Origin of the sequence: Mycobacterium sp. E2238, assembly GCF_001672665.1 — a bacterium.
Lineage (GTDB): Bacteria > Actinomycetota > Actinomycetes > Mycobacteriales > Mycobacteriaceae > Mycobacterium.
This window is the reverse complement of the sequence record NZ_LZKF01000220.1, coordinates 13186-32161: the sequence shown is the minus strand read 5'-3', so window position 1 is coordinate 32161 and position 18976 is coordinate 13186. Positions and strand designations below refer to the sequence as shown.

16 protein-coding genes and 2 pseudogenes are annotated in these 18976 nt (G+C 67.9%); 13 read left to right on the top strand and 5 right to left on the bottom strand.

Features of this window, described 5'->3' with window-relative positions; genetic code table 11:
- Nucleotides 1-101: 101 nt before the first annotated feature.
- Complete coding sequence (locus tag A5711_RS20410; protein ID WP_067949699.1) at nucleotides 102-395, top strand: DUF503 domain-containing protein; 294 nt, start codon at nucleotides 102-104, stop codon at nucleotides 393-395.
- 7 nt (nucleotides 396-402) lie between these two features.
- Here A5711_RS20410 and trmI read toward each other — a convergent pair.
- Together trmI and A5711_RS27765 are read right to left on the bottom strand one after the other, a co-directional pair.
- Nucleotides 403-1185: pseudogene (trmI, locus tag A5711_RS20405) on the bottom strand (tRNA (adenine(58)-N(1))-methyltransferase TrmI); the annotation flags it as partial.
- Nucleotides 1186-1192: 7 nt separating this feature from the next.
- Nucleotides 1193-1717, bottom strand: a pseudogene (locus A5711_RS27765) (hypothetical protein); the annotation flags it as partial.
- Nucleotides 1718-2027: 310 nt separating this feature from the next.
- Between A5711_RS27765 and arc the strand changes: the two are divergent.
- Nucleotides 2028-3854 carry a proteasome ATPase gene (gene arc, locus A5711_RS20395; RefSeq protein WP_067949709.1) on the top strand — a complete coding sequence of 609 codons (1827 nt, stop codon included), beginning with the start codon at nucleotides 2028-2030 and terminating at the stop codon, nucleotides 3852-3854.
- A 93-nt stretch (nucleotides 3855-3947) separates the two neighbouring features.
- On the opposite strand, the gene A5711_RS20390 is transcribed toward arc, so the two are convergent.
- Nucleotides 3948-4589 carry a hypothetical protein gene (locus A5711_RS20390; protein WP_067949692.1) on the bottom strand — a complete coding sequence of 214 codons (642 nt, stop codon included), beginning with the start codon at nucleotides 4587-4589 and terminating at the stop codon, nucleotides 3948-3950.
- Between the two features lie 9 nt (nucleotides 4590-4598).
- Complete coding sequence (locus tag A5711_RS20385; protein ID WP_156745011.1) at nucleotides 4599-5783, bottom strand: hypothetical protein; 1185 nt, start codon at nucleotides 5781-5783, stop codon at nucleotides 4599-4601.
- Nucleotides 5784-5870: 87 nt separating this feature from the next.
- Between A5711_RS20385 and dop the strand changes: the two genes are divergently transcribed.
- From dop to A5711_RS20330, 11 genes are all read left to right on the top strand, one after another.
- Nucleotides 5871-7379 carry a pup deamidase/depupylase gene (dop, locus tag A5711_RS20380; protein ID WP_067949688.1) on the top strand — a complete coding sequence of 503 codons (1509 nt, stop codon included), beginning with the start codon at nucleotides 5871-5873 and terminating at the stop codon, nucleotides 7377-7379.
- A 117-nt stretch (nucleotides 7380-7496) separates the two neighbouring features.
- Nucleotides 7497-7691 (top strand): ubiquitin-like protein Pup, encoded by a 195-nt coding sequence (locus tag A5711_RS20375; protein WP_007170369.1) that lies wholly within the window; start codon nucleotides 7497-7499, stop codon nucleotides 7689-7691.
- The gene (gene prcB / locus A5711_RS20370; protein WP_067949687.1) at nucleotides 7688-8563 is read left to right on the top strand and encodes a proteasome subunit beta; all 876 of its coding nucleotides are present in this window, start codon (nucleotides 7688-7690) and stop codon (nucleotides 8561-8563) included. Before A5711_RS20375 ends, prcB begins: the two co-directional genes overlap by 4 nt.
- Entirely contained in the window at nucleotides 8560-9330 is a 771-nt protein-coding gene (gene prcA / locus A5711_RS20365) for a proteasome subunit alpha (RefSeq protein WP_067949684.1), read from the top strand. The genes prcB and prcA overlap by 4 nt, the downstream gene beginning before the upstream one ends.
- A 188-nt stretch (nucleotides 9331-9518) precedes the next feature.
- Nucleotides 9519-10877 carry a Pup--protein ligase gene (pafA, locus tag A5711_RS20360; protein ID WP_156673204.1) on the top strand — a complete coding sequence of 453 codons (1359 nt, stop codon included), beginning with the start codon at nucleotides 9519-9521 and terminating at the stop codon, nucleotides 10875-10877.
- Between the two features lie 200 nt (nucleotides 10878-11077).
- Nucleotides 11078-12073, top strand: coding sequence for a YafY family protein (locus A5711_RS20355; RefSeq protein WP_067949707.1), 996 nt, complete (start codon nucleotides 11078-11080; stop codon nucleotides 12071-12073).
- Nucleotides 12070-13041: a YafY family protein gene (locus tag A5711_RS20350; protein WP_067949680.1), complete on the top strand. Its 972-nt coding sequence runs from the start codon at nucleotides 12070-12072 to the stop codon at nucleotides 13039-13041. The genes A5711_RS20355 and A5711_RS20350 overlap by 4 nt, the downstream gene beginning before the upstream one ends.
- Before the next feature lie 72 nt (nucleotides 13042-13113).
- Nucleotides 13114-13368: a Sec-independent protein translocase subunit TatA gene (gene tatA / locus A5711_RS20345; protein WP_067949678.1), complete on the top strand. Its 255-nt coding sequence runs from the start codon at nucleotides 13114-13116 to the stop codon at nucleotides 13366-13368.
- 45 nt (nucleotides 13369-13413) lie between these two features.
- Nucleotides 13414-14382: a twin-arginine translocase subunit TatC gene (gene tatC, locus A5711_RS20340; protein WP_156673203.1), complete on the top strand. Its 969-nt coding sequence runs from the start codon at nucleotides 13414-13416 to the stop codon at nucleotides 14380-14382.
- A 19-nt stretch (nucleotides 14383-14401) separates the two neighbouring features.
- Nucleotides 14402-17173 carry an RNA helicase gene (locus A5711_RS20335; protein WP_067949706.1) on the top strand — a complete coding sequence of 924 codons (2772 nt, stop codon included), beginning with the start codon at nucleotides 14402-14404 and terminating at the stop codon, nucleotides 17171-17173.
- A 79-nt stretch (nucleotides 17174-17252) separates the two neighbouring features.
- A complete protein-coding gene (locus A5711_RS20330; protein ID WP_067949676.1) occupies nucleotides 17253-17993 on the top strand; it encodes a DUF4333 domain-containing protein in 741 nt (246 codons plus the stop codon).
- A 4-nt stretch (nucleotides 17994-17997) separates the two neighbouring features.
- Here A5711_RS20330 and A5711_RS20325 read toward each other — a convergent pair whose 3' ends face one another.
- A complete protein-coding gene (locus A5711_RS20325) occupies nucleotides 17998-18954 on the bottom strand; it encodes a 5'-3' exonuclease (RefSeq protein WP_067949674.1) in 957 nt (318 codons plus the stop codon).
- Nucleotides 18955-18976 lie beyond the last annotated feature (22 nt).

Here is an 18976-nt window from a genome sequence, read left to right as displayed (position 1 = left end):
CCGGTACTACAGCGGGCACTGCTTGAAGTCGGCCGCCCGCGACGGGGAGAGCGCCGGTTTCGGAGCCGGCCGCCCCCGAGTCCACCCGGTTGACCTCCGGCATGTGGATCGGCTGGCTCGAGTTCGACGTCTTGCTCGGTGACGTCCGGTCCCTCAAGCAGAAACGGTCGGTGATCCGCCCTGTCGTCGCCGAGCTGCGGCGCAAATTCAGCGTGTCGGCGGCCGAGACCGGTTCGCATGAGCTCTACCGGCGCGCGGGCATCGGCGTGGCCACGGTGTCCGCCGACCGGAGCCACGCGGTCGACGTCCTGGATGCGGCCGAACGGCTGGTGGCAGCGCACCCCGAGTTCGAGCTGCTGTCGGTGCGGCGCGGCCTGCGGCGCAGCGACGACTAGGCGCCCGCTAGCCGTCGCGGCCCTCGCGCTTGCGCCCCAACGGCGCCGGGGCGATGACGCCGGGTGCGAGCCGTCGCGTGAAGACCAGGAACGCGGTGTGCCCGCGCATGGAGTGCTGCGGCCGGACGGCCAGGCCCACCACGTTCCAGCCGCGTTGCAGCGTCTCCCACGATCGCGGCTCGGTCCAGCACTGCTGGGCCCGCAACGCCTCCACGACGCGCGACAGTTGGGTCACGGTCGCCACGTAGACCATCAGTACGCCGCCGGGGATCAGCAGGCGGGACACCGCGTCGAGCACCTCCCAGGGCGCGAGCATGTCCAGCACGGCCCGGTCAAAGGAGCCGTCGGGCCGATCGGAGTCGCCGACGTCGCTGACGATCAGCTCCCAGTTGTCCGGCGGCCGGCCATAGAACACCGAGACGTTGCGACGGGCGTGTTCGGCGTGATCGGCGCGCTGTTCGTAGGAGACCACTCGCCCCTCGGGCCCTACCGCGCGCAGCAGCGAGCAGGTCAGCGCCCCCGATCCGGCCCCGGCCTCCAGCACGCGCGCGCCCGGGAAGATGTCGCCCTCGTGCACGATCTGCGCCGCGTCCTTGGGGTAAATGACCTGCGGCCCGCGGGGCATCGACATGATGTAGTCGACCAGCAGCGGGCGCAGCACCAAGAAGGGCGCCCCGTTGCTGGATTTGACCACGCTGCCCTGTTCCAGCCCGATCAGCGCGTCGTGGGCGATCGAGCCGCGGTGGGTATGGAACTCCGCGCCGGGCGTGAGCGACATCGTGTAGTGCCGGGTTGGGGGGCGGGGTCGCCGCCGGCGACTTGCCCATCGCCAACAGCATTTCGCCGGTTCGCCGGGACAACTGCCAACCCCCTTGGAAGGGCGTGAATTCCATGGGGAAGTGGAAGCTGCCGTTTGCCGGTTGGGCCGTGTTGACGTCGATGGTCGCCACCACGTCGGCGGGGGTCTTGTCCGACCAGGCGATGTCGTGGGCGACGAAGGTCATCGGGAGGTAGCCGTTGTCGCGCAACGCGTTGGAGAACTTGCCCAGGGTGTCCGCGCTCTCCGGGGTGGCGCCCTCGACCAGACTCACCTTGTTGATACCGGGTACGTTCGGGTCGACGAGCCGGGTCAAGATGTCGGTAAGGGCTTCAGGCGTCGGCAGCGGGGTAGTCGGAGAGGTGACGACCGTGCTCGACGTGGCAGGGGCCGCCGCGGGCACGGAGGAGGCGATTCGGGGTTGCTGGTGCGACGAACATCCCGAGAGTCCGACCGCCGCCAGGATGGTGGCGGCGCTCAACGTTGCGGACAGGTGTCGGTGCATCCAGTCGGTCAGGCCGGCTGCGGGGTTGGGGCGCTGCGCGAAAAGGGCACCCGCCGTGCGGTCGGGCCAACGGGTGCAACTGAACTCACACCCGCGCTCGCCACGCCGACGTCGGCTGAGCCGACTGGGCCGGTGGCGAGGCTTTTTGCGGTCACGGCGGCCCTTTCGATCAGCGAGATTAGTGGCCGAGATTACCAGCGAGACAAAAATCTTAACTTTTCGTGGGTATTTGACTCCCCACATCATTGGTCAATCGCCGGTAGCTTTGAAGTATCCACCGCGCCAATTCGGTGTGGGAAAGGAGCGCAACATGGGTGGCTCAGAGCGTTCTGAATCATTCGGTACCCCCCGCGAGTCAGGCATGTCCCCCGGCGATGCTGCCGAATTGGAAGAATTACGTCGCGAGGCAGCGCTGCTGCGCGAGCAACTCGAGCATGCGGCCGGGCAGAGCGGTGCCCGCTCCGCGCGCGATGTGCATCAACTCGAAGCCCGTATCGACTCGCTTGCGGCCCGCAATTCGAAGTTGATGGAGACGCTCAAAGAGGCGCGCCAGCAACTGCTGGCGTTGCGGGAGGAAGTCGATCGGCTCGGGCAGCCGCCGAGCGGTTACGGCGTGTTGCTGGGCGCGCACGAGGACGACACCGTCGACGTGTTCACCTCGGGCCGCAAGATGCGCCTGACTTGCTCGCCGAACATCGACGTCGCGTCGTTGCGCAAGGGTCAAACGGTTCGCCTCAACGAGGCGCTGACCGTCGTCGAGGCCGGCACCTACGAATCGGTCGGCGAGATCTCCACGTTGCGTGAGCTGTTGGCCGACGGGCACCGCGCGTTGGTTGTCGGTCACGCCGACGAGGAGCGCATCGTGTGGCTGGCGGAGCCGCTGGTGGCCGAGGACCTGCCCGAGGGGCACCCCGACGCGCTCAACGACGACACCAGGCCGCGCAAGTTGCGGCCGGGCGACTCGTTGCTGGTCGACACCAAGGCGGGCTACGCGTTCGAGCGCATCCCCAAGGCCGAGGTCGAAGACCTGGTGTTGGAGGAGGTGCCCGACGTCAGCTACCAGGACATCGGTGGCCTGACTCGCCAGATCGAGCAGATCCGCGACGCCGTGGAGCTGCCATTCCTGCACAAGGAGCTGTACCGGGAGTACGCGCTGCGCCCGCCCAAGGGTGTGTTGCTGTACGGCCCGCCCGGATGTGGGAAGACGTTGATCGCCAAGGCGGTCGCGAATTCGCTGGCCAAGAAGATGGCGGAGGTGCGTGGGGACGACGCGCGCGAGGCGAAGTCCTACTTCCTCAACATCAAGGGCCCGGAGCTGCTGAACAAGTTCGTCGGCGAGACCGAGCGGCACATCCGGCTGATCTTCCAGCGGGCCCGCGAGAAGGCGTCCGAGGGAACACCGGTGATCGTCTTCTTCGACGAGATGGACTCGATCTTCCGGACCCGCGGCACCGGCGTCTCCTCCGACGTCGAGACCACGGTGGTCCCGCAGCTGCTCAGTGAGATCGACGGGGTGGAGGGGCTCGAGAACGTCATCGTGATCGGTGCCTCCAACCGCGAGGACATGATCGACCCCGCGATCCTGCGGCCCGGCCGCCTGGACGTGAAGATCAAGATCGAGCGCCCCGACGCCGAAGCGGCACAAGACATCTTCTCGAAGTATCTGGTCGAGACGCTGCCGGTGCATGCCGACGATCTCGCCGAGTTCGGGGGCGACCGCGCGGCCTGCATCCGGGCGATGATCGAAAAGGTTGTCGAGCGGATGTACGCCGAGATCGACGACAACCGGTTCCTGGAGGTCACCTACGCCAACGGTGACAAGGAAGTTATGTATTTCAAGGACTTCAACTCCGGCGCCATGATCCAGAACGTCGTCGACCGGGCGAAGAAGAACGCGATCAAGTCGGTGCTGGAGACCGGGCAACCGGGTCTGCGCATCCAGCATCTGCTCGACTCGATCGTCGACGAGTTCGCCGAGAACGAGGACCTGCCCAACACCACCAACCCCGATGACTGGGCACGGATTTCGGGTAAGAAGGGCGAGCGGATCGTCTACATCCGCACGCTGGTCACCGGCAAGAGCTCGAGCGCATCGCGGGCCATCGACACCGAATCCAACCTCGGCCAATACCTGTAGGGCTCTAAGTCGCGTCGCCGCGACACTTGAACCACGCACGCGACCCGCCGAGGCGGATGTGCGTGGTTTAAGTTTCGGCGGCTTTGGCAGCCGTCAGTCGGTCACCAGCGAGTAGCTGTTGGTCAGATTGTCCTGCAGCACTTGGGCCGCGCGGGTCCGGGTGTCCACGCGCAGCTCCTCGGCGAGGACACGCGGCTGGTAGGTCCACCCCGCCGGCAGGTCGAGCCGGTCGGCGAGGCGCGGCAGGTCGGCTTGCGACAGGTTGGGGTCGGCGACCTGGCTCAAGGTCTGCATCACCCAGTGCTGCCCCTGGGGGTCGATGAGTTCGTAGATCTGTTGTCCGGCGTTGAAGACGAAGACCGTGTGGCGATTGACCTTGTTGGGGATGTAGGGCGCGGGATTCATCGAGGACAACAGGACCGTCGCCTGCTGGATCATCTCGATGCCGCCGAAGGTCTTGGTCACCTGCGGACCTTGGGCCTCTTTTTCGATGGCGTTCATCAGCCAGTACCGCGGACCGTTGAGCAGCGCTGCGGCCACACCGTTTTCGGCGGCGATGGCGTGCGGGTCGAGCGCGGACCACAGTTCGGCGGGGCAATCGTTGAGCGGGAAGCTGTTGTAGACCGTTGCCTGCGGGCCGGCCTCGCCGGCGGTTACCAGCAGCACCTCGCCGTAGCGTTTTCCGGCCAGGTCGAGCGCGTGTTTACCGACGTGGTCGGATTCGGGGGCGGACACACGGTGAAGTTAGTCACTACCGTCGGTGCCGTCAACAGCAAGCGCGGACGGCGCGACCGCGCCGCGGTAGCGGTTGCGGGCGATCAGCGTGGCATGCAGGTCACCGATCAGCGGGTCCAGGAAGGTGGACCGATATTCGGCGTCGCCGGCCGCGCGGGCGCTGATGTACATGAAGGTCAGGGCCCCCAGGAAAAGACTCATGTGCACCAGCGAATCCGGGACCGGCAGCGTGAAGCCCAACACGGTCGCGGTGCTTTTGTAGGTGTGGGTCCATTCGTTGAGCAGTTCGGGGCTCAACACGATCAGGCCGAGAATCAGGTAGATGGTGGCGGTGACCACTGCTACCACCAGGATCTGCGCCAGTTGGGATGCGGCCAGAACGAACACCACGTTGAGGCGTTCCGTCTTCTTCAAAGGGGCGCTGTCCGGGTTGTCCGTCAACGCCGCGAACGGCGTGCCGGCTAGGTGCTCGGTGTCTTCGGGCAGGACCGCCGCCGACTTGAGCATCGGCCGCACCCGCTCGACCGTGGCGGAGATGACGAAGGCCGCGGCGATGGAAACCAGGAACGCCATCGCCAGTCCCAGCCGGTTCCCGCTGATCGTCGCGGCCATCAGCCACACGTAGGTGTTGAAGAAGACCAATGCGGTGAGCAGCACGACGGGCAACGCCCGGACCGCCAGGGCGCCCACCATGGTGAAGTGCGACAACATCATGCGCATCGCCCAGCCGACCACCGAACCGACGCCGAAGCCGGTCAGGATCAGCACGACGGCAATGACGGCGGCCTGCTGCGGCAGTTGAGCGGCATCGCCGGTCGCCACCCCGACGGACGCTACGACCACAACCGACGCCGTCGCTATCGTCGCGCGTGCCCGCCCGTTTCGTGATCGCGACACCAGCCAGCCCGCAAGCGCCATCAGCGGCAGGCTGAGGCCGACGATGACGAGCACGAACAATTCGGAAGTCGTTGGTGTGCCCGTGATTTCGACGTCGTGGCCGCCGGTGATCAGATACACCGGCAGGATGCAGGCCTGCAGCATCGCGTACGCCGCCAGCACCGGCGCCGCGCGTGGCCATAGCCGCCGCCACCGGCCCCGCCGGGTCAGCACCGACGGCAACCCACGCTCTAAGAACCACTGTTCAGCCGCGGCCGACTGCCTGCGGTCCGGCGTGCGGCGCCGAGTTGGGTCCACATCGGCTCACCCTAGTGGCGCAACAACCTCGCGCCGCCGATTTCCCCCTGCGCGAGGACGGATCGTCGCGCGGCCTACGCTGAACGGATGCAACGGATTATCGGGACGGAGGTCGAGTACGGCATTTCGTCGCCGTCCGACCCGACTGCCAACCCGATCCTCACTTCGACTCAGGCGGTGTTGGCCTACGCGGCCGCCGCCGGCATCCAGCGCGCCAAGCGCACCCGTTGGGACTACGAGGTGGAATCGCCGCTGCGCGACGCCCGCGGTTTTGATCTGAGCCGTTCGGCCGGGCCGCCGCCGGTGGTCGACGCCGACGAGGTGGGCGCCGCCAACATGATCCTGACCAACGGGGCCCGGCTCTACGTCGACCACGCCCACCCCGAGTATTCGGCGCCCGAGTGCACCGACCCGCTCGACGCGGTGATCTGGGACAAGGCCGGCGAGCGGGTGATGGAGGCCGCCGCCCGGCACGTCGCCAGCGTGCCCGGGGCCGCCAAGCTGCAGCTCTACAAGAACAATGTGGACGGCAAAGGCGCCTCCTACGGCGCGCACGAAAACTACCTGATGTCGCGGCAGACGCCGTTTTCGTCGATCATCGCCGGATTGACCCCTTTTCTGGTGTCCCGGCAGGTGGTGACCGGCTCCGGCCGGGTCGGCATCGGTCCGTCGGGCGACGAGCCCGGCTTCCAGCTCTCGCAGCGCTCCGACTACATCGAGGTCGAGGTCGGCCTCGAAACCACGCTCAAGCGGGGCATCATCAACACCCGCGACGAACCGCACGCCGACGCCGACCGGTACCGCCGGCTGCACGTCATCATCGGCGACGCCAACCTGTCGGAGACGTCGACGTATCTGAAGCTGGGCACGACGGCGCTGGTGCTGGACCTGATCGAGGTCGGCCCGGAGCACGGGATCGACCTGAGCGACTTGGTGCTGGCCCGGCCGGTGCATGCGGTTCACGCGATCAGCCGCGATCCGTCCCTGCGGGCCGTCGTGGCGCTGGCCGACGGTCGCGAATTGACCGCCCTTGCGCTGCAACGGATTTACCTGGACCGGGTGGCGAAGCTGGTCGACAGCCGCGACCCCGACCCCCGCGCCGCCGACATTGTGCAGACCTGGGCGCAGGTGCTTGACCAACTCGAGCGGGATCCGATGGAGTGCGCCGAGGTGCTCGACTGGCCGGCCAAGCTGCGCCTGCTCGAGGGTTTCCGGCAGCGGGAGAATCTCAGCTGGTCGGCGCCGCGGCTGCATCTGGTCGATCTGCAGTATTCCGATGTGCGGCTGGACAAGGGCCTGTACAACCGGCTCGTCGCGCGCGGCTCGATGAAGCGTTTGGTCACCGAACATCAGGTGCTGGAGGCCGTGGACAACCCGCCGACCGACACGCGCGCGTACTTCCGCGGTGAATGCCTGCGCAGGTTCGGCGCCGACATCGCCGCGGCCAGTTGGGACTCGGTGATCTTCGACCTGGGTGGCGACTCGCTGGTGCGGATTCCGACGCTGGAGCCGCTGCGCGGCAGCAAGGCGCACGTCGGAGCGCTGCTGGACTCGGTGGACAGCGCCGCCGAACTGGTGGAACAACTCACCAGCTAAGCCGGTTAGACCGGGGAACGTCGGGGTTGACCGGTAGGGTAGAGATACCAGCGGGGCAGTGTGGCTTAGGGACCGAGCAAGCCGCTGGACAAGTTCAGATGAAGCAGGAGGCCGGCGATGGCTCAGGAGCAGACCAAGCGTGGCGGTGGTGGTGGCGACGACGACGACTTCGCCGACAGCACGGCCGCGGGCCAGGAGCGCCGCGAGAAGCTAGCCGAGGACACCGACGATCTGCTCGACGAGATCGATGACGTCCTCGAAGAGAACGCTGAAGACTTCGTCCGGGCATACGTCCAAAAGGGCGGACAGTGACCTGGCCCTTCCCTGACCGCCTGTCCACTAACTCCCCACTCCCGGCAAATCCCGCCGTAGACCTGTCGTCCTTTGCCGACTTCCTGCGCCGCCAAGCGCCGGATCTGCTGCCGGCGAGCCTCGGCGGCGCGCAGGCCGGCGCGGCCGGCTCGCAGCTGCCGCACGGCACCACCATCGTGGCCCTGAAGTATCCCGGTGGCGTCGTCATCGCCGGGGACCGTCGCTCGACCCAGGGCAACATGATCGCCGGGCGCGACGTCAAAAAGGTGTACGTCACCGACGACTACACCGCTACGGGCATCGCGGGCACCGCGGCCATCGCCGTCGAATTCGCCCGTCTCTACGCGGTCGAACTCGAGCACTACGAGAAGCTCGAGGGTGTGCCGCTCACGTTCGCCGGAAAGGTGAACCGGCTCGCGATCATGGTGCGCGGCAACCTGGCCGCGGCCATGCAGGGCCTGGTGGCCCTGCCACTCCTGGCGGGCTATGACATCGACGCGCCCGATCCGGAGGGTGCCGGCCGGATCGTCTCGTTCGACGCCGCCGGCGGCTGGAACGTGGAAGAAGAGGGCTACCAGTCGGTGGGTTCGGGGTCGATCTTCGCCAAGTCGTCGATCAAGAAGTTGTACTCGCAAGTCGTCGATGCCGATTCCGCGGTGCGGGTGGCCGTGGAGGCGCTGTACGACGCCGCCGACGACGATTCCGCCACCGGCGGACCCGACTTGGTGCGCGGCATCTATCCGACGGCGGTCACCATCGGCGCCGAAGGGGCGGCCGAGGTGCCCGAGCGTCGGATCGCCGAGCTGGCTCGCGAAGTCATCGAAAGTCGCTCGCGCGCAGATACTTTCGGCCCCGATGGCGGTGAGAAGTGAGCTTTCCGTATTTCATCTCGCCCGAGCAGGCGATGCGCGAGCGCAGCGAGCTCGCACGCAAAGGCATCGCGCGCGGCAAGAGCGTGGTCGCGCTGGTCTACGCCGGTGGGGTGCTGTTTGTCGCGGAGAACCCGTCGCGGTCCCTGCAGAAGATCAGCGAACTCTACGATCGCGTGGGCTTCGCGGCGGCGGGCAAGTTCAACGAGTTCGATAACCTGCGGCGCGGCGGAATCCAGTTCGCCGACACCCGGGGCTACGCCTACGATCGCCGTGACGTCACCGGGCGCCAGCTGGCCAACGTCTACGCGCAGACCTTGGGCACCATCTTCACCGAGCAGGCCAAGCCGTACGAGGTGGAGTTGTGCGTCGCCGAGGTGGCGCACTACGGCGAGACGAAACCGCCTGAGTTGTACCGCATCACCTACGACGGGTCGATCGCCGACGAACCGCATTTCGTGGTGATGGGCGGCACGACGGAGCCGATCACCAGCGCGCTCAAGGAGTCCTACGCCGAGAACGCGGACCTGCGCGACGCGACGCAGATCGCCGTGAAGGCGTTACGGGCCGGCAGTGCGGACGGTTCCAACGGCGATCTTTCTCCGGATGTGGGCAGCCTGGAGGTTGCCATCCTGGACGTCAACCGGCCGCGGCGGGCATTCCGGCGGATCAACCGGGCCGCCCTGGAAAACCTGCTGCACGAGGGGGATTCGAAGCAGCCGGAAACCAATGGCGAAGCGCCGGATTCCAACGGCGACTCCGCGGGCTGAATCGCGCGTACCGCCTCGTGTTCGCTACAGGCAGAACACCGAGCGCACCGGTGCGGTTTTGGGACCGCTGGTGCCCAGGGTGCGGGTGAGCCCTCGGGAGACGCTTTAGCGGGCCGCGCGAAACTCGTCGGGACCCATAGGCGCGGCTTCCGTGCCCTCCCGGTGAGACAACCAGTACCCTCGATTACGTGCAGCGACGAATTATGGGCATCGAGACCGAGTTCGGTGTCACCTGCACCTTCCACGGCCATCGCCGCCTGTCCCCGGACGAGGTCGCCCGTTATCTCTTCCGGCGCGTCGTGTCCTGGGGGCGCAGCTCCAACGTTTTCCTCCGCAACGGTGCCCGCCTGTATCTCGACGTGGGCAGCCACCCCGAATACGCGACGGCCGAGTGCGACAGCCTGGTGCAGCTGGTCACCCACGACCGGGCCGGCGAATGGGTGCTGGAAGACCTGCTCATCGACGCCGAGCAGCGGCTCGCCGACGAGGGCATCGGCGGCGATATCTACCTGTTCAAGAACAACACCGATTCGGCGGGCAACTCCTACGGCTGCCACGAGAATTACCTGATCGTGCGGGCCGGCGAGTTCTCCCGGATCTCCGATGTGTTGCTGCCATTCCTGGTCACCCGCCAGCTGATCTGCGGGGCCGGCAAGGTGCTGCAAACCCCCAAGGCGGCGACGTTCTGCCTTTCCCAACGTGCCGAGCACATCTGGGAGGGCGTCTCCTCGGCCACCACCCGCAGCCGGCCGATCATCAACACCCGCGACGAGCCGCACGCCGACGCCGAGAAGTACCGGCGCCTGCACGTGATCGTCGGCGACTCCAACATGTGCGAGACCACCACCATGCTGAAGGTGGGCACCGCGGCCCTGGTGCTGGAAATGATCGAGGCCGGCGTCCCCTTCCGCGACTTCTCGCTGGACAATCCCATCCGCGCCATCCGGGAGGTCAGCCACGACGTCACCGGCCGGCGGCCGGTGCGGCTGGCCGGCGGGCGTCAGGCCAGCGCGCTGGACATCCAGCGCGAGTACTACAGCCGCGCCGTCGAACACCTGCAGACCCGGGAGCCCAACGCCCAGATCGAGCAGGTCGTGGACCTGTGGGGGCGCCAGCTCGATGCCGTCGAGAGCCAGGACTTCGCCAAGGTCGACACCGAAATCGACTGGGTGATCAAGCGCAAGCTGTTCCAGCGCTATCAGGACCGCTACAACATGGAGCTGTCCGACCCCAAGATCGCCCAGCTGGACCTCGCCTATCACGACATCAAGCGCGGCCGCGGCGTGTTCGACCTGCTGCAGCGCAAGGGCCTTGCGGCGCGCGTGACCACCGACGAGGAAATCACGGAGGCGGTCGACCACCCGCCGCAGACCACCCGCGCCCGGCTGCGCGGCGAGTTCATCAGCGCCGCCCAGGCCGCGGGCCGCGACTTCACCGTCGACTGGGTGCACCTCAAGCTCAACGACCAGGCGCAGCGCACCGTGTTGTGCAAGGACCCCTTCCGGGCGGTTGACGAGCGGGTCAAGCGGCTGATCGCCAGCATGTAGCTCGACCGCTCCGGTCACAGCTGTCACACCAGTCGCTCGTCTGCACCGATAATCGAAGCCACAATTTTGATATCGCGGGCGCTATCAAATTCTGCGAGCCGGTGAGCCCCACGAACTCGTGACTGATGTGACGATTGTTAATGCTGCGACTCGCCAGCCGGTGCAGGCGCGACGCGAGCGGCGGCTATAACCTGGTGCGAATGGCGACCTCGAAAGTCGAGCGGTTGGTCAATCTCGTCATCGCCCTGCTGTCCACCCGCGGCTACATCAGTGCGGAGAAGATCAGGTCCAGCGTGGCCGGTTACTCGGACAGTCCCAGCGCCGAGGCGTTCTCCCGGATGTTCGAGCGCGACAAGAACGAGCTGCGCGACCTGGGCATACCGCTGGAGGTCGGCAGGGCGTCGGCCCAGGAGCCCACCGAGGGCTACCGCATCAACCGCGACGCCTACTCGCTGCCGGCCGTCGAGCTGACTTCGGACGAGGCGGCCGCGGTAGCCGTCGCGACGCAACTGTGGGAGTCGCCCGAACTGATCACCGCCACCCAGGGCGCGTTGCTCAAGCTGCGTGCCGCCGGGGTGGACGTCGACCCGGACGCACCGGTGGCCATCGCCTCCCCGCCCGGCGTGCCCGGGCTGCGCGGGTCGGAGGAGGTACTCGGAGTCCTGTTGTCGGCCATCGATTCTCGGCAGGCGGTGCAATTCCCGCACCGGCCGTCGCGGGCCGAGCCGTACAGCGTGCGCACCGTGGAACCGTGGGGCGTCGTCACCCAGAAGGGTCGCTGGTATCTGGTGGGCCACGACCGCGACCGCGACGCCACTCGCACCTTTCGGCTGTCGCGGATCGGCGCCGAGGTCAAGCCGATCGGCCCGCCGGGTGTCGTCGTCGTGCCCGAGGACGTGGACCTGCGCCAAATCGTCGCCCGCACCGTGGCCGAAATCCCGACCGGCGGGCGGGCGCGGGTGTGGGTCGCCGACGGTCGGGCCACCGCGCTGCGGCGCGCCGGGACGCCCACCGGCAGGCGACAGCTGGGCGGCCGCGACGGCGACGTGGTCGAGATCGACATCGGATCCAGCGACCGGTTGGCGCGCGACATCGCCGGCTACGGGGCCGACGCCGTCGTGCTCGAGCCATCGTCGCTGCGTGAGGACGTGCTGGCGCGGCTGCGCGCCCACGTGGAGGAGGCGAACCACCCATGACTCCCATATCCACGCGATTGATCCGGCTGCTCAACATGGTGCCGTATTTCCAGGCCAACCCGCGGGTCACCCGGGCCAAGGCGGCCGCCGACCTGGGGGTATCCGCCAAACAACTGGAAGAGGACCTCAACCAGCTCTGGATGTGCGGCCTGCCCGGCTACTACCCGGGTGACCTGATCGACTTCCAGTTCTCCGGTGACACCATCGAGGTGACGTTCTCCGCGGGCATCGATCGGCCGCTCAAGCTCACCTCGCCGGAGGCCACCGGACTGCTGGTGGCGCTGCGGGCGCTCGCCGACATCCCGGGCGTCGTCGACCCGGAGGCGGCGCGCAGCGCGATCGCCAAGATCGAGGCCGCGGCCGGCGCCGTTGGGCACGACGTCACCGGCTCGGTGGCAGCGGCCGACGAGCCCGCGCCCGTGGAGAGCCGCGCCGCGGCCGCGGTCCGCACGGCGGTGCAGCACAAACGCGCGCTGGCCATCGACTATTACTCCGCGTCGCACGACACCCTGACCAGCCGGATCGTCGATCCCATCCGGGTGCTGCTGATCGGTGGCCACAGCTACCTGGAGGCTTGGTCACGGGAGGCGGACGGGGTGCGGCTGTTCCGCTTCGACCGGATCGTGGATGCGACGGAACTGGACGAGCCGGCGGCGCCGCCCGAATTGGCGCTGCAGGCGCCGCCGGACACGTCGCTGTTCGACGGAGATCCGGCACTGCCGTCGGCCAGGCTGCGGGTCGCGCCCTCGGCGTCGTGGATGTTCGAGTACTACCCGATGCGCGAGGTGCGGGAGTTGCCGGACGGGTCCTGCGACGCGGTGATGACGTACGCCTCCGAGGACTGGATGACGCGCCTGGTGCTGGGCTTCGGGTCGGACGTGCGGGTGCTTGAACCGGAGTCACTCGCGAGACGTGTCCGGGATGCGGCGGCCGCGGCGTGTGAGTCCTATCAGGCGCTAAGCCGCTGAGGTCACGGCGCGGGCGGCCCGGCGGACCGCCGCACTGCGGTAGCATCGGGTAGACGTCTGGAGGTAATCAAAGTGGGCAGTCTTAGTCCGTGGCACTGGGCGATCCTCGCTGTGGTGGTGATCCTGCTTTTTGGTGCCAAGAAGCTCCCCGATGCAGCACGTTCGTTGGGCAAATCGATGCGCATCTTCAAGTCCGAGATGCGCGAAATGCAGAGCGAAGGCAAGACCGAAGCGCCTTCCATCGAGACCCCTCAGCCTGTGCAGTCCCAGCGGGTGGAGCCGCCGGCGGCCACCGAGCAGGGGCACTCCGAAGCACGCCCGGCCTAGCCCGCCGTCATCGTCGCGGTGCCCGAACGCCACTGAACGAGCGTCGTGAAAGTTTTCAAGGTTTCAGCGCGCACTGCCGGCGTGCTGAAGCGCCTCAATCCGCGTAACAGGCGCAGCCGCACCAATCCCGACGCGACGATGTCGCTCGTCGACCACCTCACGGAGCTGCGCACCCGGTTGCTCCTCTCGCTGGCAGCCATCCTGGTCACCACGATCTTCGGGTTCGTCTGGTACTCGCATTCGATCTTCGGGCTGGAAAGCCTTGGCGAGTGGCTGCGCCATCCTTACTGTTCGCTGCCCCAGTCCGCGCGCGCGAGCATCAGCGCCGACGGTCAGTGCCGACTGTTGGCGACGGCCCCCTTCGACCAGTTCATGTTGCGGCTCAAGGTCGGGCTGACCGCCGGGGTGGTGCTGGCCTGCCCGGTGTGGTTCTACGAGCTGTGGGCGTTCATCACGCCGGGGCTGTACCAGAAGGAGCGCCGGTTCGCGGTTGGATTCGTGGTCCCGGCGGCGGTGCTGTTCGTCGCGGGTGCGGTGCTGGCGTACTTCGTGTTGTCCAAGGCGCTGGGCTTCTTGCTGACCGTCGGTAGCGACGTTCAGGTGACCGCGCTGTCCGGGGACCGGTACTTCGGATTCCTGATCAACCTGTTGGTGGTGTTCGGGGTCAGCTTCGAATTCCCGCTGCTGATCGTCATGCTCAACATGACGGGGGTGCTGCCCTACGAGCGGCTCAAGTCCTGGCGGCGCGGCCTGATTTTCGCGATGTTCGTGTTCGCGGCTGTCTTCACCCCCGGCTCCGACCCGTTTTCGATGACCGCCCTCGGCGTGGCGCTCTCGGTGCTCCTTGAGCTCGCCATCCAAATCGCCCGCCTGCACGACAGACGGAAGGCCAAACGCGAAGCCCAGGCGGTGATCCCGGACGACGAGGCATCGGTCATCGAGGCGCCCGCACCGATACACGAGTCGGCGCGGGAGCCGTCGTTCACCGCCGGCCAGCATGACGATGTCACCTAAACCGTCGGTGCCACAGGACTTGACGGAGCTCGTCGAGCTGACCCGGTTCACCGCAGAATTGCCCTTTGCGCTGGACAACTTTCAGCAGCGGGCGTGCGCCGCGCTGGAGCGCGGTCACGGCGTGCTGGTCTGCGCGCCGACCGGGGCCGGCAAGACGGTGGTGGGCGAATTCGCCGTGCACCTGGCGCTGGCCGCGGGCGGCAAGTGCTTCTACACGACGCCGCTCAAGGCGCTGAGCAATCAAAAGCACACCGACCTGACCGCGCGCTACGGCCGCGACCGGATCGGCTTGCTCACCGGCGACATGTCGGTGAACGCCGACGCTCCCGTGGTGGTGATGACCACCGAGGTGCTGCGCAACATGCTCTACGCCAATTCGCCGGCGCTGCAAGGGCTTTCCTACGTGGTGATGGACGAGGTGCATTTCCTGGCCGACCGGATGCGCGGGCCGGTATGGGAGGAAGTGATCCTGCACCTGCCCGACGAGGTGCGAGTGGTCAGCCTGTCGGCGACGGTGAGCAACGCCGAAGAATTCGGCGGCTGGATCCAGACGGTGCGGGGCGACACCACCGTGGTGGTCGACGAGCATCGGCCGGTGCCGCTGTGGCAGCACGTCTTGGTGGGCAAGCGGCTTTTCGACCTGTTCGACTACCGAAACCCGGACGTCGGCGAGCAGCCAACGGCCATCCGCGAGCCGCGCGTCAACCCGGACCTGGTGCGCCACATCGCGCACCGCCGCGAGGCGGACCGGATGTCGGACTGGCAACCGCGGCGCGGGCGCGGCGGACGCGGTGCGCCGGGCCGGCCGCGCTTCTATCGTCCGCCCGGCCGGGCGGACGTGATCGCGACGCTGGACTCCGAGGGGCTGCTGCCGGCGATCACGTTCGTGTTCTCCCGCGCCGGCTGCGACGCCGCCGTCCAGCAGTGCCTGCGCTCGCCGCTCCGGCTGACCACCGAGGAGGAGCGTGCGCAGATCGCCGAGGTGATCGAGCACCGGTGCGGTGATCTTGCCGACGCCGACCTGGCGGTGCTCGGCTACTACGAGTGGCGCGAAGGGCTGATGCGCGGTCTGGCGGCCCACCACGCCGGGATGTTGCCGGTCTTCCGGCACACCGTCGAGGAGCTGTTCACCGCCGGGCTGGTCAAGGCGGTGTTCGCCACCGAGACCCTGGCGCTCGGCATCAACATGCCCGCCCGCACGGTGGTGCTCGAACGGCTGGTGAAGTTCAACGGCGAGCAGCACATGCCGCTGACGCCGGGGGAGTACACGCAGCTCACCGGGCGCGCCGGGCGGCGCGGCATCGACGTCGAGGGCCACGCGGTGGTGCTCTGGAATCCCACCGAAGAAAACACCGAACCGTCCGCGGTCGCGGGCTTGGCTTCCACCCGCACCTTCCCGCTGCGCAGCTCGTTCGCACCGTCGTACAACATGACGATCAACCTGGTGCAACAGATGGGTCCCGAGCAGGCCCACCGGCTGCTGGAGCAGTCGTTCGCCCAGTATCAGGCCGACCGCTCGGTCGTCGGCCTGGTCCGCGGTATCGAGCGCGGCAACGCGATGCTCGGCGAGATCGCCGCCGAGCTGGGCGGGCCGAAGGCGCCGATCCTCGACTACGCCCGGCTTCGGGCGCGCATCACCGAGATGGAGCGCGCGCAGTCCCGCGCGTCGCGGCTGCAGCGGCGGCAGGCGGCCAGTGACGCGCTGGCCGCGCTGCGGCGCGGGGACATCATCAACATCACCCACGGCCGGCGCGGCGGGCTGGCGGTGGTGTTGGAATCGGCCCGCGACGGCGACGACCCGCGCCCGTTGGTGCTCACCGAAAACCGCTGGGCGGGGCGGATTTCGACGGCCGACTACTCGGGAGCGGCGGCGCCGGTCGGTTCGATGCCGTTGCCGAAGAGGGTCGAGCACCGCCAGCCGCGCGTCCGTCGCGACCTGGCGTCGGCGCTGCGGTCGGCGGCCGCCGGATTGGCCGTTCCGGCGAGGCGGCGCAGTGGCCGCGGCGACCATGATGGTTTCCACGACCCCGAGCTGGCGTCGTTGCGGGAGGACCTTCGGCGGCACCCGTCGCACAACAACGCCGGCCTGGAGGCCCAAGTCCGGCAGGCCGAGCGCTACCTGCGCATCGAGCGGGACAACGCCCAATTGGAGAAAAAGGTTGCCGCGGCGACCAATTCGCTGGCCCGGACGTTCGACCGGATCGTCGGTCTGCTCACCGAGCGCGGCTTCATTCAGGGCCCGGACACCGATCCGCACGTCACCGACGATGGCCGGCTGCTGGCCCGCATCTACAGCGAGAGCGACCTTTTGGTCGCCGAATGCCTGCGCACCGGCGCGTGGGCCGATCTGAAGCCCGCCGAGCTGGCCGCGGTGGTCTCGGCGGTGCTGTACGAGAGCAGGGGTGGTGAGGGCCCGGGGGCGGCGTTCGCCGCCGAGGCGCCTACCCAGCGAGTGCGGCAGGCGCTGCAGCAAACGTCGCGACTGTCCTATGCGCTGCGCACCGACGAGCAGACGCACCGGCTCGCGCCCAGTCGGGAGCCCGACGACGGCTTCGTCAACGTCATCTACCGCTGGGCCAAGACCGGCGACCTGGCCGCCGCGCTGGCGGCCGTCGACCCGGTCGGCACCGGCTCGCCGCTGTTGGCGGGGGACTTCGTGCGCTGGTGCCGCCAGGTGCTCGATCTGTTGGACCAGGTGCGCAACGCCGCCCCTGACCCGGAGTTACGTGCCGTCGCCAAGCGCGCCATCAATGACGTTCGGCGCGGCGTCGTCGCTGTTGACGCCGGGTAGGCTGAGCCGAAGCTACCGTAGATGCGGAAATCACCACGCCGATGATTCGTGCCGAGACACAAGGGGCTGAGGAGAGACGATGAGCGGACCGCAGGGACCGGAACAGCAGTGGCAACCGCCCGGCCAAGCTGGCGACCAGTCCTCCGAGCCGACCCAGGTCGGCTCGCCCTGGCAGCAGCAGCCGGGCCAGGAGGCGACCTGGCAGGCCCCGGCATACACGCCGCCCGCCGATTACCCGCAGTACCAGCAGCCGGCCGAGCAGGCCTACCCGCAGCAATACCCCCAGCAGCCCGGCTATCAGCAGCCCGGGCAGTACGGGCAGCCCGGGCAATATGCGCAGCCCGGCCAGTACGCGCAGCCGGGACAGTACGGTCAGCCGGGCCAGTACCAGCAGCCGGGGCAATACGGTCAGCCGGGGCAATACGGTCAGCCGGGACAGTACCCGCAGCAGTACCCGCCGTACGACCAGCAGCCGGCCAAGAAGCGGTCGGTCGGCGTGATCGCAGGCGTGGGCGGGGTGATCGCCTTCTTGCTCATCGCGGTCGTGTTGATACTCGGCTTCTGGCAGCCCGGGTTCTTCGTCACCACCAAGCTGGACGTCAATAAGGCACAGACCGGTGTGCAGCAGGTCCTGTCGGACGAGACCAACGGCTACGGGGCCAAGAACGTCCAGAACGTCAAGTGCAACCACGGCCAGAATCCCACCGTCAAGAAGGGTGCCACCTTCGACTGCGACGTCAGCATCGACGGCGTCCCCAAGCACGTGACGGTGACGTTCCAGGACAACAAGGGCACCTACGAGGTCGGCCGCCCGCAGTAGCCGGTTACGTCGGCAGCGCGTCGAGCGCTTTCTGCAACCGGGCTATCGAGGACCCGACTCCCAGCTTGGTCGCCAGCTTCGCGGTGCGTTGCGGGTCGTCGGCCACCAGCGGTAGCGCGTCGGTCGGCGTCGACAGGCTGACGGGCGCGTCGGTTGCCACCCGCACCACCTGCCCGGCGGCCTCGATGTAGTCGGCCGCACCCAGCAGTTTCGAGCGCAAACCCTTGGCCATCTTCGATTTCGGATCGTGGGCGGCCGCCAGGATCCGTTCCAGCGACCCGTGCTGAGCCAGCAGGGTTGCCGCCGTCTTCTCACCGACACCCGGGACGCCCGGCAGGCCGTCGGAGGGATCGCCGCGCATCAGCGCGAATTCGGCATAGGCCGGCCCCGCCCGATGCTCCGGCACGCCGTAGTGTTCGGCGACCTCAGGCGGCCCGAACAAAGTGGCCTTGGTCAGCCCACGGCCCAGGTAGAGCACCCGGACCGGGACCGGATCGTCGGAGACCACCTGCAACAGATCGCGGTCGCCGCTGACCACCACCACCGGGTCACGGCGTTCGCGGGCGGCCAGCGTGCCGAGCACATCGTCGGCCTCGAAACCTTCGGCGCCCGCGGTCGGGATCCCGAAGGCGTCCAACAGCTCCATGATCATGTCGATCTGCGGTGTCAGCTCGTCGGGGACCTCCTCGACGTCCGGCTCGCCCTCGGGCTCCGGCTGCGCGACGCGATGCGCCTTGTAGGAGGGGACGAGGTCCACCCGGAACTGCGGTCGCCAATCCAGGTCCAGGCACACCACCAGCCGGCTGGGGCGTTGCCGGTTGATCACCACGGCCATCGAGTCGATGAAGCCGCGCACGGCGTTGACGGGCCGGCCATCGGGGGCGGTGATCGAGGACGGCACCCCGAAATACGACCGGAACCACATGCTGGCCCCGTCGAGTAGCAATAGCGGCGCGGACATGCTGGCTATCCTGCCAGCGCCG

Coding starts and splice junctions, on each gene's coding strand:
- dop (WP_067949688.1), top strand. CDS start 5,871: ATGCAACGGATTATCGGGACGGAGGTCGAGTACGGCATTTCGTCGCCG.
- A5711_RS20350 (WP_067949680.1), top strand. CDS start 12,070: ATGACTCCCATATCCACGCGATTGATCCGGCTGCTCAACATGGTGCCG.
- A5711_RS20355 (WP_067949707.1), top strand. CDS start 11,078: ATGGCGACCTCGAAAGTCGAGCGGTTGGTCAATCTCGTCATCGCCCTG.
- arc (WP_067949709.1), top strand. CDS start 2,028: ATGGGTGGCTCAGAGCGTTCTGAATCATTCGGTACCCCCCGCGAGTCA.
- A5711_RS20330 (WP_067949676.1), top strand. CDS start 17,253: ATGAGCGGACCGCAGGGACCGGAACAGCAGTGGCAACCGCCCGGCCAA.
- A5711_RS20410 (WP_067949699.1), top strand. CDS start 102: ATGTGGATCGGCTGGCTCGAGTTCGACGTCTTGCTCGGTGACGTCCGG.
- A5711_RS20375 (WP_007170369.1), top strand. CDS start 7,497: ATGGCTCAGGAGCAGACCAAGCGTGGCGGTGGTGGTGGCGACGACGAC.
- A5711_RS20325 (WP_067949674.1), bottom strand. CDS start 18,954: ATGTCCGCGCCGCTATTGCTACTCGACGGGGCCAGCATGTGGTTCCGG.